Annotated in this window: 10 protein-coding genes; 6 read left to right on the top strand and 4 right to left on the bottom strand. The window is 72.6% G+C overall.

Going from position 1 to position 14453, the window contains the following annotated elements; translation table 11 throughout:
• The coding region (locus tag BU198_RS09850) for an ATP-binding protein (RefSeq protein WP_188296455.1) at positions 1-2635 on the top strand (2635 nt) is incomplete at its 5' end.
• Positions 2636-2806: 171 nt separating this feature from the next.
• On the opposite strand, the gene BU198_RS09845 is transcribed toward BU198_RS09850, so the two are convergent.
• The 3 genes from BU198_RS09845 to panB form a co-directional block, all read right to left on the bottom strand.
• Entirely contained in the window at positions 2807-3622 is an 816-nt protein-coding gene (locus BU198_RS09845; protein WP_188296454.1) for an ABC transporter permease, read from the bottom strand.
• The gene (locus BU198_RS09840) at positions 3619-4641 is read right to left on the bottom strand and encodes an ATP-binding cassette domain-containing protein (RefSeq protein ID WP_188296453.1); all 1023 of its coding nucleotides are present in this window, start codon (positions 4639-4641) and stop codon (positions 3619-3621) included. Before BU198_RS09840 ends, BU198_RS09845 begins: the two co-directional genes overlap by 4 nt.
• 152 nt (positions 4642-4793) lie before the next feature.
• Positions 4794-5663 (bottom strand): 3-methyl-2-oxobutanoate hydroxymethyltransferase, encoded by an 870-nt coding sequence (panB, locus tag BU198_RS09835; RefSeq protein WP_188296452.1) that lies wholly within the window; start codon positions 5661-5663, stop codon positions 4794-4796.
• A 302-nt stretch (positions 5664-5965) separates the two neighbouring features.
• Here panB and BU198_RS09830 point away from each other — a divergent pair, with 302 nt between their 5' ends.
• From BU198_RS09830 to BU198_RS09820, 3 genes are all read left to right on the top strand, one after another.
• On the top strand, positions 5966-7573 hold the full coding sequence (locus BU198_RS09830; protein ID WP_188296451.1) for a DHA2 family efflux MFS transporter permease subunit: 1608 nt from the start codon (positions 5966-5968) through the stop codon (positions 7571-7573).
• 184 nt (positions 7574-7757) lie between these two features.
• Complete coding sequence (locus BU198_RS09825; RefSeq protein ID WP_188296450.1) at positions 7758-8390, top strand: TetR/AcrR family transcriptional regulator; 633 nt, start codon at positions 7758-7760, stop codon at positions 8388-8390.
• 193 nt (positions 8391-8583) lie between these two features.
• A complete protein-coding gene (locus BU198_RS09820; RefSeq protein ID WP_188296449.1) occupies positions 8584-9633 on the top strand; it encodes an endonuclease/exonuclease/phosphatase family protein in 1050 nt (349 codons plus the stop codon).
• A gap of 12 nt (positions 9634-9645) precedes the next feature.
• Here BU198_RS09820 and BU198_RS09815 read toward each other — a convergent pair whose 3' ends face one another.
• A complete protein-coding gene (locus tag BU198_RS09815; RefSeq protein WP_188296448.1) occupies positions 9646-11400 on the bottom strand; it encodes an NAD+ synthase in 1755 nt (584 codons plus the stop codon).
• 175 nt (positions 11401-11575) lie between these two features.
• Between BU198_RS09815 and glnA the strand changes: the two genes are divergently transcribed.
• Together glnA and BU198_RS09805 are read left to right on the top strand one after the other, a co-directional pair.
• Positions 11576-12937, top strand: a complete 1362-nt coding sequence (gene glnA / locus BU198_RS09810) for a type I glutamate--ammonia ligase (RefSeq protein ID WP_188296447.1) — start codon at positions 11576-11578, stop codon at positions 12935-12937.
• Between the two features lie 180 nt (positions 12938-13117).
• A complete protein-coding gene (locus tag BU198_RS09805; protein ID WP_223244182.1) occupies positions 13118-14362 on the top strand; it encodes a hypothetical protein in 1245 nt (414 codons plus the stop codon).
• The last annotated feature ends 91 nt before the right edge of the window (positions 14363-14453 follow it).

Here is a 14453-nt window from a genome sequence, read left to right as displayed (position 1 = left end):
GCCCCCGCCGCAGCCCGGGCCGCCCCCGCAGCCGCCCGCGCCGCCCGCGCCGCAACCTCCGCGAACCGGCGGCAACCTGCGCGGCCGGCTGACCAGCTTCGTCGGCCGGGAGGACGATCTCGCCGCGCTGCGCGGGATGCTGACGAGCCGTCGGCTGGTGACCCTGACCGGTCCTGGCGGCTCCGGCAAGACCAGCCTGTCGACCGTGGCCGCCCGCGCCGAGCAGTCCGCGGGGAGCTGGCCGGACGGTGTCTGGGTGGCCGAACTCGCCCCGCTGGAGAGCCCGGACGCGGTGCCCGCCGCCGTGGTCTCGGCGCTCGGCCTGCGCGAGATCGTGCTGCACGGCACCAACATGGTCGCCGAGGTGATCGAGAAGCGGGCCGAGGACCCGGTGCGCCGGCTGGTCGAGCACTGCGGCCACCGCCGGATGCTGCTCGTCCTGGACAACTGCGAGCACCTGATCCAGGCCGCCGCCGACCTCGCCGACGTCCTGCTCGCCGAGTGCCCGGGGCTGACGGTGCTCGCCACCAGCCGCGAACCGCTGGGCGTGCCCGGCGAGACGGTGCTGCCGGTCGAGCCGCTGCCCGACCCGGTCGCGCTGCGGCTGTTCGCCGATCGCGCCGCCGCCGCCCGTCCCGGCTTCGACCCGGCGGGCGACCCGGAGTCCTGCGCCGAGATCTGCCGCCGTCTCGACGGGCTGCCGCTGGCCATCGAACTGGCCGCCGCCCGGCTGCGGGTGATGACGGCCCGGCAGATAGCCGACCGGCTGGACAGCCGGTTCTCGCTGCTCACCGCGGGCAGCCGCACCCTGCTGCCGCGCCAGCAGACCCTGCGCGCGGTGGTCGACTGGAGCTGGGACCTGCTCGGCAAGCGGGAACGGGCGGTGCTGCGCCGGCTCTCGGTGTTCGCGGGCGGCTGGCAGCTGGAGGACGCCGAGGCGGTCTGCGCCGACGGCGTCGAGGTGCCCCCCGGCGAGGTCGCCGACCTGCTGCTGTCGCTGGCCGACAAGTCCCTGCTGGTCGCCGACCTGGACGGGGCCAGCCTGCCGCGCTACCGGATGCTGGAGACCATCCACGAGTACGCGACCGAGCGCCTCGCCGAGTCCGCCGCCGAGCGGACCGCCACCGAGGGCCGGCACGTGGCGCACTTCCGCGCCATGATCGCCGTCGCCGACGGGCAGATCCACGGCCCCCGCCAGCTGCACTGGCTGTCGGTGCTGGAGCGCGAGCAGGACAACGTCCGGGCCGCGCTGCGCCGGGCGATCGACCGGCGGGACGAGGAACAGGCGCTGCTCCTCGCCCTCGGGATGAGCTGGTACTGGTCGCTGCGCAGCTACAGCATGGAGGCCCGCACCTGGTACAACGCGGTCGCCGCTCTCGGCCCCGACCCGTTCGGCCCGGACGCCCCGCGGCCGGTGCCGCTGGAGCGCAACGTGCTCACGTTCGAGCCGCCGCTGTCCGCCGGGGTGCTGGAGGAGGCCCGCCGGCTGCTCGCGATGTACCGGCTGATCGGGCTGTTCGAGGGCAACCTGGACGTCTTCGGCGACTCGGAGGCCGTCGGGCTCGCCCGGCGGCTGATGGAGGCCTACACCCCGGAGCTGCCGCAGTCCTACCGCTTCCCGGCACTGATGCGGGTGTTCGCGGCCTTCCTGGCCGGCCGGCTGGAGCTGATGAGGGACCTGCTGGACGACGCGGTGCGCGGCTGCGAGCGGCACGGCGAGCTGAGCGACCTGGCGTTCGTCCTCCAGGTCAGGGCCAGGATGCTGAACGACTGGCCGAGCGGCGAGGAGCAGAGCATCGCGGACGGCGAGCGCTCGCTGGAGCTGTACGAGCGGGCGGGCGACCTCTGGGGGATCTCCCAGGCGCTGGCCGCGCACGGTGAGTCGCTGGCCAACCGGGGCGAGTCCGCGGCCGCCGCCGAGGCGTACGGGCGGGCGATCGAGCTGGCCGAGGAGCTGGGGGCGCCGCAGGAGGTGCCGATCCTGTTGGTGCACCTGGGCACCGCCCTTCTGGAGCAGGACATGGACCGCGGCGAGCGGGTCATCCGGGAGGCGGTGGCCTCGATCGAGAGTCCGGGCGTCAACCAGGCCACCAACGGCGCGCTGTTGTTCGGCCACCTGACGCTCTGCGGCATCCACGCCCAGCGCGGCGAGTTCGAGCGGGCGCTGGCCGAGCTGGACGATCTGGACAGCGTCCGGGTGGGCGGCTTCGCGCCGAGCCTGGTGGTCGGGCTGCTGATGAGCGCCCGGGGCTGGATCATGGCGAGGTCCGGCGACCCGGACGAGGGACTGCGCCTGCTGCGCGAGGGCCGGCGGCAGCTCCGGGCGCTGGCGGCCGCGAGCGGCTTCGCCGAGCACATGACGGTCATGGTGGTGCCCGCGGTGACGGCGACGCTGTGCGGCTTCGCCCGGCGCGACGGGGACCTGGAGCAGGCCGGGGTGGCGGCCGTGCTGATCGGTGCGCACGGCGGGCTGAACGGCCCGAAGGGCGGCTACCTGGACCGGCTCGAGCGCGAGCGCTCGGAGTCCGTGCTGCGGGAGTTGATGGGCGACGCCGCGTTCGAGGAGGCCAGGGAGCGCGGGGTCGGGATGACCCAGGAGCAGACCCACGAACTGCTGGAGCGGCTGATCGGCTAGTCCCGCGGTCTGCGGGCCGCGTCCCCGGACACCCGGGGGCCCGGCCGGCCGGCGCCCGTCCCCTGGTCACCGGCCGGCCGGGCCCGTACGGTGGCCGGTGCCTGTCCCGGGCGTCCGGCCGCCCTGTCCGCCGGCCCTTCCCCCGACCGGGGCCGACGGTGGTCGAGGGGATCAGGTCCGCTTGCGGAAGCGGGCCACCGCCAGCGGGGCGAAGACCGCGGTGACGGCGGCCGACCAGATCAGCACGATCATCACCGGGTGGGCCACCGCGCCCTGGCCGTTGAGCAGGGCCCGGGAGGCGTCGGCCAGCGCCGACAGCGGGTTGACCTTGGTGAAGGACTGCAACCAGCCCGGCATGGTGTCGGTCCGGGCGAAGATCGAGCTGCCGAACTGCATCGGCATCAGGACCAGCATGGCCACGCCCTGGACGGCCTGGGCGCTGCGCAGGGCCATGCCCAGCAGCATCGAGATCCAGACGATCGACATGCCGAACACCAGGGCCAGGCCGATCGTGGCCAGCACCTCCAGCGGGCCGGTCTTCACCTCGAAGCCGATGCACATCGCGAAGCCGATCAGGATCGCGAAGGAGAGCAGCCCGCGGAGGGTCTCGGCGACGATCTTGGACAGCAGCACCGAGGCCCGGCCGATCGGCAGGGTCCTGAAGCGGTCCATCACGCCGGTCTGGAAGTCGCTGTTGAGGCCGGTGCCGACGGCCATCGCGAGGGTGAGGCCGGTCTGCCCGAGCAGGCCGGGGATCAGGTACTGCTTGTAGGTGTCCTGGTCGCCGGCCATCGCGCCGCCGAAGACGTAGACGAACAGCACGGTGAAGATGATCGGCATCAGCACGGCGTCGAACATCGACTCCGGGTCGGCCTTGATCCGCATCAGGTTGCGCCGGGTCAGCGCGCCGACGTGGCGCAGGGTGCCGGCCAGGCCGATCCGGGGGTCCTCCGCCCGGACGGCGGGGGCGAGCGTGGCGGTGGTCATGCGACGGGCTCCTTGGCGAGGCTGGGGGCGGGCGCCGCGGCGGTCGCGGGCTTGCCGGTGATGGCGAGGAAGACCTCGTCCAGGCTGGGCACCTTGGTGTCGATGCCGGCGATGCCGAAGCCGCGGGTGCCGAGCACCCCGATCACCGCGGTCAGCTGCTCCTCGCCGGTGATCGGCACCGCGAGCAGGCCGGTGTCGGTGGAGACGGTGGCGGTGGCGATGCCGCTCTCGTGCAGGCAGCGGGCCATCTCGGGCAGCTCGGCCGGGTGGGTCGGGCGGACCTGGAGGGTCTGGCCGCCGACCTTGGCCTTGAGGTCGGCCACCGGGCCGTTGGCGATCACCTTGCCGCGGTCGATGACAGTCAGCTCGTTCGCGAGCTGCTCCGCCTCCTCCATGTACTGGGTGGTCAGCAGGACGGTGGTGCCCTCGGCGACCATCCGCTGCACCTCGTCCCAGACCTCGTTGCGGGTGCGCGGGTCCAGGCCGGTGGTGGGCTCGTCCAGGTAGAGGACCCGGGGGCGGCCGATCATGCTGGCGGCCAGGTCGAGGCGCCGGCGCATGCCGCCGGAGTAGGTCTTGGCGATCCGCCCGGCGGCCTCGGTGAGCGAGAAGCGCTCCAGCAGCTCGACGGACCTGGCCTTGGCCTCCCGGCGGGGGAGGTCGAGCAGCCGGCCGATGAGGTAGAGGTTCTCGTACCCGGAGAGCAGCTCGTCCACGGAGGCGTACTGGCCGGTGAGGCCGATCGTGCGGCGCAGCTGCCGGGGCTGGCGCAGCACGTCGTAGCCGCCGACGTACGCGGTGCCGGCGTCCGGCTTGACCAGGGTGGAGAGGATCCGGACCAGGGTGGTCTTGCCCGCGCCGTTGGGGCCGAGCACACCGAGGACGGTGCCCTCCCGCACGGTGAGGTCGACCCCGTCGAGGGCCTTGGTGGCACCGTAGTGCTTGACGATGCCGTGCACCTCCACGGCGTTCCCGGAGGTGGTTCCCCGGTCGTTCGGGGCTGTCTCGATGCGTGTCATGCCCCCAGGCTGTCCGCCCCGGCTGTCAGCTCCCTGTCGCCCGGGGCGGCGCGCTGCCAGCCCGCTGTCACGCCGCTGTCACCGGCTCCGGGGCGGGCCCGGGTACGACGGAGGCCCCGCTCCGGACGGCGGAGCGGGGCCGGGCGGTCCGGTCAGCGGAAGCTGTGCTCGGCCGCCGGGAAGGCGCCGGTGCGGACGTCCTCGGCGTACGCCCTGGCGGCGTCGCCGAGGACGGTCCGCAGGTCGGCGTACTGCTTGACGAACTTGGGCACCCGGCCGGCCGTCATGCCGGCCATGTCGGTCCAGACCAGTACCTGGGCGTCGGTGCCGGGACCGCCGCCGATGCCCACGGTCGGGATCGCCAGCTGCTCGGTGACCTGGGCGGCCAGCTCGGCCGGGACGGCCTCCAGCACCACCGAGAAGGCGCCCGCCTGCTGGACGGCCTTGGCGTCGCGCAGCAGCTGGTGCGCCGCCTCGTCGCCGCGGCCCTGGACCGGGTAGCCGCCGAGGGCGTGGACGGACTGGGGGGTGAGGCCGATGTGGGCCATCACCGGGACGCCGGCCTCGACCAGCAGCTCGATCGAGCGGGCGCTGCGCTCCCCGCCCTCCAGCTTGACCGCGCCGACCCCGGCATCCTTCATCAGCCGGGCGGCGTTGTGCATGGCCTGCGCGGGGGACTCCTGGTACGAGCCGAACGGCAGGTCGGCGACGATCATGGCCCGCTTGGTGCCGCGGACGACGGCGGCGGAGAGCATCACCATCTGATCCATGGTCACCGGGACGGTGGTCTCGTAGCCGAGGTGGCAGTTGCCCGCCGAGTCGCCGACCAGCAGCACCGGGATGCCGGCCTCGTCGAACACGCCCGCGGTGAGGGCGTCGTAGGCGGTCAGCATCGACCACTTCTCGTCGCGCTGCTTGGCGGCGGCGAGGTCGCGGACGGTGACACGGCGGTTGGTGACCCCACCGTAGAGGGTGGCGGTCGACGCCTGGTTCTGGGCAGGCGAAGGCGTAGAAGCGTTCATCGAACGGACTCCTGAAGGGTTGTCGTCTCGTGGCGCCGTACGGCGTCCCCGGATCCCCTCCATGCTTGCACGCCCCGGCTCCGGCGCAAAGGGGGGTGCCGGCGTCCCGTGGCGGTCCGCGGCCCACCGGGTGCGCGGCGCGCCCGCGCCGGGGTGCGCGGGAGGCCCCCGAATTTGCCTCCTCTTTACGAAACGGAGTCGTCTCGTATCGTATTGGCCGCTACTCTGATGCCCGGGGGTTACGAGACGCATACGGCTCGGAATTGCCCGCCAGTGCCACACCACCACGGACGGGAACACCAATGACCACCGCAGCCGCGCCACCTCGCGTGCCGGAAGCCATCCACCGCCGGCGCTGGGCGATCCTCGGCACCCTGCTGCTCGCCCTGCTCGTCGTCGTCCTCGACAACTCGATCCTCAACGTCGCGATGAAGACCATCGCGACCCCCGCTCCGGTGGGCCTCGGGGCCACCCAGAGCGACCTGGAGTGGTCGATCAACTCCTACACCCTGGTCTTCGCCGGGCTGCTGTTCACCTCGGGCCTGCTCGGCGACCGGTTCGGCCGCAAGCGCGCGCTGCTGGCCGGCATGGTGGTCTTCGGCATCGCCTCGCTGCTGTCCGCGATGGCCGCCTCGCCCGGTGAACTGATCGGCTACCGCGCCCTGATGGGCGTCGGCGGCGCGCTCGCGATGCCCGCCACGCTGGCGATCATCATGAACGTCTTCGAGCGCGAGGAGCAGCCCAAGGCGATAGGCATCTGGGCCGGCGCGGTCGGCCTGGCCATCGCGATCGGCCCGATCACCGGCGGCCTGCTGATCGAGCACTTCTGGTGGGGCTCGGTCTTCCTGGTCAACGTCCCGATCGTGATCGTCGCGGTGATCGCGATGGTGATCCTGGTCCCCGAGTCCAAGGACCCCAGCCCGGGCCGGATGGACCCGGTCGGCGTGCTGCTGTCGATCATCGGCCTGGTCGCGCTGATCTTCGGCATCATCAAGGGCGGCGAGCTGGCCGACTTCACCGCGGCCGAGGCCTGGGTGCCGACCCTGGTCGGTGTGGTCGCGCTGGTCGCCTTCGTCTGGTTCGAGCGCCGCACCGCGTTCCCCGCGCTGGACGTCACCTGGTTCCGCAACCGGGTGTTCAGCGCCTCCGTGGTGGTGGTCGGCGTGATCTTCTTCGCGCTGATGGGCGTCTCGTTCTTCGGCGTCTTCTACATCCAGAGCGTGCGCGGCTACAGCGCCCTCCAGGCCGGTGTGCTGATGCTCCCGCTGGCCGCCGCCCAGCTGGTGTTCGCGCCGCGGGCCCGGCTGGTGGTCGACCGGCTCGGCGTCGCCGCCACCGCCGCCGGCGGCATGCTGCTGGTCGCGCTCGGCTTCGTCGGCTACGTCGTGCTGACCGCCACCACGCCGATCTGGGTGCTGGTCGTGCTCGGCCTGGTGATGGGCGCCGGCATGGCGCACGTCATGCCGCCGGTCACCGTCGCGATCATGGCCTCGCTGCCCCGCGAGAAGGCCGGCGCCGGCTCGGCCGTCAACAACACCTTCCGCCAGGTCGGCGGCTCGCTCGGGGTCGCCGTGCTCGGCGCGGTGCTCTCCACCGTCTACCGCGACGGGATGTCCGACACCCTGACCCACCTGCCCGAGGGGCTGCGCGACAAGGCCGGCGAGTCGCTGGAGGCCACCCTGGCCATCGCCGACCGCATCCCCGGCGGCCAGGCGCTGATCACCCCGGCGCACGACTCCTTCATCCACGCGATGCACGTGGTGGCCTCGCTGTCGGTCGGCGTCTCGGTGATCGGTGCCGCCGTCGCCTGGTTCCTGCTGCCCGGCCGCTCCGCCGCCCCCGCGGGCCCGGCCGGCCAGGCCCCCGGGCAGCGCGGCCAGGAGCGGGAGACCGCGACCGCGGAGGCCTGACCTGCGGCCGGGCCGGACGACGGCTCGGCGGTGCGGGACGGCTGAGCGACAATGGCCCTGCCGCCCGGGTGCGCCCGGACGGCAGGGCCTCGGTCCGCAGGGCGGGCCCCGGCCCGCGTGCGGACCGCCAACCGAGACGGCACGGCGCCCGCGCGCCCAGGGACAGCGAGGGAGAACAGCGGGGATGAGGACCGACACCCCGGACGCCGGCACCGGGCAGCAGGCCTGTGCCGTCGTACGCCGAGGCCGGCCGCGCAGCGAGGCCGCCGAGCAGGCCATCGTCACCGCGGTGGAGGACCTGCTGGCCGACGGCACCACGCTGTCCGAACTCACCATCGAGGGCATCGCCACCGCCGCCGGCGTCGGCAAGGCCACCATCTACCGGCGCTGGCCCAACAAGGAGGCCCTGCTGGTCGACGTGGTCGGCCGGCTGGAGGAGCCGCTGCCCGAGCCCGCCGGCGAGAGCGCCCGCGAGGGCCTGATCGCGATGGTCGACTACATCCGCCGGCGCGGACTGGCCAAGCGCACCCGCTGGGTCCTCAGGGCCGCGCTCGGCCAGTTGCACACGCTGCCCGAGCTGCACGCCGCCTACCAGGAGCGGGTGATCAGACCGCGCCGGGAGATGGGGCTCCAGCTGATCCGCCAGGCCGTGGCCGAGGGCGTGATCAGGGACGACCTCGACGTGGAGCTGCTCGGCGACCTGCTGATGGGCCCGGTCCTCTACCGCAGCCTCCTCTCGGAGGACTCCGACCTGGAGGACCCGGACCTGGCCCGCCGGCTGGTCGACACCGTGCTCGAAGGCATCGCGCCCCGGTGACCGTGTCCTGATCTGTCCTGACGTGTCCTGGCTCACCAAACCGGGCCGCGCCGGAACCCGCTCAGCGGGCCCGACGTCTGTCCCGGCATAGGCTGAGCCGGGCAACCGATCGAACCGGCACCGGTCCGGTACGTGCCCGCACCTTCCACGGGCCGCGCGGCGGACCGGCGGCACGAGCGACGGGAGCCACGGCATGGCGCAGGCGGACAGGACCGAGCGGATCGCGGCCCCCGGGGGCGGCTCCGACGGCCCGGCCCCCGCGGCGCGTCTCGGCGGCTTCCTGGGCCTGCGCCACTGGGGCAGGGACGCCCGCGGCAGCAGCACCTGGCGGCGCGGCCTGGTGGTCGCCGTGCTGGCCGTGCTCACCGCCGCGCTGCTCGGCTTCCACGCCGAGGTGCCCAACCGGGTCGGCAACCTCGGCAGCCTGCTGGAGACCTTCCTGCCCTGGCTGGGCCTGGCCGTCCCGGTGCTGCTGGTGCCCGCGCTGCTGCGCCGCTCCGCCACCGCGCTGATCGCCCTGCTGCTGCCCGCCGTGCTCTGGGCCAACCTGTTCGGCGGCCTGCTGGCCGACCGGAGCGGCGGCAAGGGCGACTGGACGGTGGTCAGCCACAACGTCGCCGCCGCCAACACCGACGTGCCCGGCACCATCCGCACCCTGGTGGACTCCGGCGCCCAGATCGTCGCCCTCCAGGAGCTGGCCGGCCGGCAGCTGCGCTCGTACGAGACCGGGCTCGCCGGCGCCTACCCGTACCACACCGTGGAGGGCACGGTCGGGCTCTGGTCGAAGTACCCGATCGGCGACGTCTCCCCGGTGGACCTGAAGATGGGCTGGACCAGGGCCTTCCGGGCCGAGGTCACCACCCCGCAGGGCCCGGTCGCGGTGTACGTGGCGCACCTTCCCTCGGTGCGGCTGAAGGCCGAGGGCGGCTTCACCGTCAACCAGCGGGACCTCAGCGCCCAGGCGCTCGGCGACGCGATCCAGGCCGAGCCGCTGAAGAAGGTCCTGCTGCTCGGCGACCTCAACGGCACCATGAACGACCGCAGCCTGGCGCCGGTCACCTCGCAGATGCGCTCGGCCCAGGGCGCCGCCGGCGACGGCTTCGGCTTCAGCTGGCCGGCGGCCTTCCCGATGGCCAGGATCGACCAGATCATGAGCAAGGGCGGGCTGGACCCGGTCGACTCCCGCACCCTGGCCAGGGACGGCAGCGACCACCTCCCGGTGGCCGCCACCTACCGGTACTGACCGCTGCCGGCCCTACCCGCGCCGCCAGCGGTTGGTGATCGGCAGGCGGCGGTCCCGGCCGAAGTTCTTCGCCGAGACCTTCGGGCCCGGCGGGTACTGGCGCCGCTTGTACTCGGCGGTGTCGACCAGCCGGACCACCCGGTCCACCACGGCCGGGTCGAAGCCGGCCGCCACGATCGCGTCCCGGCCCTCGTCGCCCTCGATGTAGCGGGCCAGCACCGCGTCCAGCAGGTCGTAGTCGGGCAGCGAGTCGGTGTCCACCTGGTCCGGCCGCAGCTCGGCGGACGGCGGCTTGGTGAGGGTGTTCTCCGGGATCGGCGGCACCTCGCCGCGCCGTACGGCCTCCTCGTCACGCCAGCGGGCCAGCCGGAAGACCAGCGACTTGTAGACGTCCTTGATCGGCCCGTACGCGCCCACCGAGTCGCCGTAGAGGGTCGAGTAGCCGACCGCCAGCTCGCTCTTGTTGCCGGGCGCGAGCACCAGGTGCCCCTCCTGGTTGGAGATCGCCATCAGCAGGGTGCCGCGCAGCCGGGACTGGAGGTTCTCCTCGGCCAGGCCGGTCAGCTCGGTGGCACCCAGGTACGCGTCGAACATCGGGGCGATGGAGACGGTCCTGAAGCGCACCCCGGTGCGGCGGGCCAGCTCGGCGGCGTCGTCCCTGGAGTGCTGCGAGGAGTAGCGGCTGGGCATCGAGACGCAGTGCACGTTCTCCGCGCCGACCGCGTCCACCGCGATCGCGGCCACCAGCGCCGAGTCGATGCCGCCGGAGAGGCCGATCAGCAGGGACCGGAAGCCGTTCTTGGTCACGTACGCCCGGGTGCCGGAGACCAGCGCGGCCCAGATCTCGGCCTCGTCCGAGAGCCGCGGCGCCACCTCGGCGGTGAGCCTCCCGGCGGGCGCGGCCGGCGGCCCGCCGCCCAGTTCGGTGCGGACCAGGTGCAGACCGTCGCTCAGCAGCAGGCCGTCGGTGTCGTCGCCCGCGGCGGCCGGCAGGTCGAGGTCCAGCACCAGCAGGTGCTCCTCGAACTGCGGTGAGCGGGCGAGGACTTCACCGTCCACGCCGACCACGACCGAGTCGCCGTCGAAGACCAGCTCGTCCTGGCCGCCGACCATGTTGACGTACGCCAGGGCGCAGCCCGCCTCGGCCGCCCGGCGCCGCACCAGCTCCAGCCGCAGGTCGTCCTTGTTCCGCTCGTACGGGGAGCCGTTGACCACCAGCAGCAGCCCGGCCCCGGCCTCCCTGGCGGCGGTGACCCGGCCGCCGTCCTGCCAGATGTCCTCGCAGACGGCCAGCGCGACGTCCACCCCGCGCACCCGCAGCACCGGCAGCTGGTCGCCCGGGACGAACCAGCGGAACTCGTCGAACACGCCGTAGTTGGGCAGGTGGTGCTTGGCGAAGCGGGTCACCACCTCGCCCCGGTGGAGCACCGCGGCGCAGTTCTGCGGAGAGCCGGCCGGGCGGTCGAGGCGCGGCGAGGGGTGCTCGGAGCGGCCGAGGTAGCCGACCACCACCGGCACTTCGCCCAGCCCGTCCGCCGCCAGCCGGCCGGCCAGCTCGACCAGCGCGCCGCGGGAGGCCTCGACGAAGGAGCCGCGCAGGGCGAGGTCCTCCACCGGGTAGCCGGTGAGGGCCATCTCGGGGAAGGCGACCAGCTGCGCGCCCGCCGCCGCGGCCTGCCCGGTCCTGCGCACCACCTCGGCGCCGTTGCGGGCGAGGTCACCGACCCAGGGATCGGTCTGGCACAGGGCGAGACGAAGAGTGGGCATGCTCCGATTTTAATCGTCCGACTGACGCGATGTCCTGGGCCGGACCGGGCCGCCGGGGGTCGGCACTGCCGAGCGGGGCGGGGATCGGCCAGAATGGGGGCAGTCGCTTTACGAGGTCTTTCCAAGACCGCCGGGGCGTAACACGAGCGTAAAGAGCAGAGGTGAGACTGTCCCCATGGGCAAGCAGCAGCAGTTCGTGCTTCGGACGCTCGAAGAGCGTGACATCAGGTTCGTCCGGCTGTGGTTCACCGACGTGCTCGGGTTCCTGAAGTCGGTCGCGGTGGCACCGGCCGAGCTGGAACAGGCCTTCGAGGAGGGCATCGGTTTCGACGGCTCGGCGATCGAGGGCTTCGCCCGGGTGTACGAGTCCGACATGATCGCCAAGCCGGATCCGACGACCTTCCAGATTCTGCCGTGGCGCTCGGAGACCCCGGGCACCGCCCGGATGTTCTGCGACATCCTGATGCCGGACGGCTCGCCGTCCTACGCCGACCCCAGGTTCGTGCTCAAGCGCACCCTGGAGAAGGCCTCCGAGCAGGGCTTCACCTTCTACACCCACCCGGAGATCGAGTTCTTCCTGCTGAAGAACCTGCCCGGCGACGGCACCCCGCCGATCCCCGCCGACCAGTCCGGCTACTTCGACCACACCCCGCGCGGGGTCGGCCACGACTTCCGCCGCCAGGCGATCACCATGCTGGAGTCGATGGGCATCTCGGTGGAGTTCTCGCACCACGAGGGCGCCCCCGGCCAGCAGGAGATCGACCTGCGGTACGCCGACGCGCTGTCCACCGCCGACAACATCATGACCTTCCGGCTGGTCATGAAGGAGGTCGCGCTGGAGCAGGGCGTGCACGCGAGCTTCATGCCCAAGCCCTTCTCCGAGCACCCCGGCAGCGGCATGCACACCCACGTCTCGCTGTTCGAGGGCGACCGCAACGCCTTCCACGAGTCCGGCGCCGAGTACCAGCTGTCCAAGGTCGGCCGGTCCTTCATCGCGGGCCTGCTGAAGCACGCGGCCGAGACCGCCGCCGTCACCAACCAGTGGGTGAACTCCTACAAGCGGATCTGGGGCGGCTCCCAGCGCACCGCGGGGGCCGGCGGCGAGGCGCCGTCCTACATCTGCTGGGGCCACAACAACCGCTCGGCGCTGATCCGGGTGCCGATGTACAAGCCGGGCAAGCAGGGCTCCACCCGGATCGAGGTCCGCTCCCTGGACACCGGCTGCAACCCGTACCTCGCCTACGCCGTCACCCTCGCGGCCGGCCTGAAGGGCATCGAGGAGGGCTACGAGCTCCCGCCCGGCGCCGACGACGACGTGTGGGCGCTGTCCGACTCCGAGCGCCGCGCCCTCGGCATCCAGCCGATGCCGCAGAACCTCGGCGAGGCCATCGACCTGATGCAGCGCAGCGAACTCGTCGCCGAGACCCTCGGCGAGCACGTCTTCGACTTCTTCCTCCGCAACAAGCACAAGGAGTGGGAGGAGTACCGCTCCGAGGTCACCCCGTTCGAGCTGCGGAAGAACCTCCAGGTGCTGTAAGCGGGTGAAACCCGCCCAAACCGGCAGCGGCCCGCCGTCCCCCGCTCGGAGGACAGCGGGCCGTCCTCTGGAGTGGATCTGACGACGGATCGGGCCCCGGGTGGCGTTATGTGACGGTCACGTGACGGAACGTTGTGGTCCGATTGGGCCTGCTCGTCCGTTCCGTCCTGAGAGGATCACATGAACTCCTCCGTCAGCCGTGCCGCCGCCGCCCGCCTGCTCGCCCGCCGGGCCTGCGTCGCGGGCGCCGCCATCGCCGCCGTCGCGGGCCAACTGCTGGCCGCCCCGACCCTCGCCGACGCCCGTGGTTCGGGCACGGCAACCGGTGCGGAAGCGGGTGCGCAGCACCCGCAGCGCGCGCAGCACCGGGCCACCACGATCGCCGAGAACCAACTGCCGTTCACCACCCGCTTCGAGGGCGACTTCCACGGCTCCATCACCAGGATCAGCAACTCGCTGATGACCTGTGACGAGACCAAGGCGCCGCTCGACCCGGAGCAGCCGAACTGCGAGGACGCCCGCAAGGGCCTCGGCAGCAGGCCGATCAACAACAAGTACGAGATGAAGTACATCAACATCGACCCGGGCTCGGTCGGCCCGCTCGGTGACGCGATCTACTCCGCCAGCTCCGCCGACCTGGGCCTGATCGACGGATCCCAGGTCAAGTACGCCCGGCTGTACTGGGGCGGCACCCGGGGCATCGACGACGTCGTGCTGCCGGAGGACCAGATCGACGAGGTGTACCTGAAGGTCCCGGGCGAGGCCCAGTACCGCAACATCCCCAACGACCAGCCCTCCATCGGCTACATCACCACCGACATCGAGAGCAGCTACCAGGCCTCCGCCGACATCACCGACCTGGTCAAGCAGGCCGGCAACGGCAGCTACACCGTCGCGAACATGGACTCGGTGGTGAAGCCGCACAGCTGGGGCGGCTGGACGATCGTGGTCGCGTACGAGAACGAGTGCAAGCCGTACCGGCACGTCCACCTGTGGGACGGCTTCCGGGTCGAGCTGCCGGACAGCCCGCCGCGCGAGTTCGACCTCACCGGGCTGCAGACCCCCGCCTCCGGTCCGGTGGCCGGCAAGCTCGGCTTCGTGGTCTACGACGGCGACCTCAAGTGGACCGGCGACACCCTCGCCATCAAGTCCACCAACGGCCCGCAGGCGCTCTTCTCGGACCTCAACCACGCCTCCAACGACGCGTTCAACTCCACCATCGAGGAGCTGACCCCGGCCGACCAGTTCATCCGCACCCCGTACAACCGCAACAACTTCGGCTACGACTCCAACCGCTGGGACATCTCGCCGTTCCTGCGCAACGGGGACACCGACATCAAGGTGCTCTTCGACACCGACAAGGACGGCTACGACCTGGGCGTCTTCTACGCCTACGTCAACCTGGACGGCTCCACCGAGGGCTGATCCCCCGTCGCACCACGGCGCCGCTGCCGCACCACCCGCGCCTCGCGGGGCGGCAGCGGCGCCGCCGTGTCCCGGCCGCGCGGGGCGCCGC

The organism is Streptomyces sp. CBMA156, from assembly GCF_014596515.1.
In the GTDB taxonomy this organism is placed as follows: Bacteria; Actinomycetota; Actinomycetes; order Streptomycetales; family Streptomycetaceae; genus Kitasatospora.
This window is presented reverse-complemented; position numbering and strand designations above follow the sequence as displayed.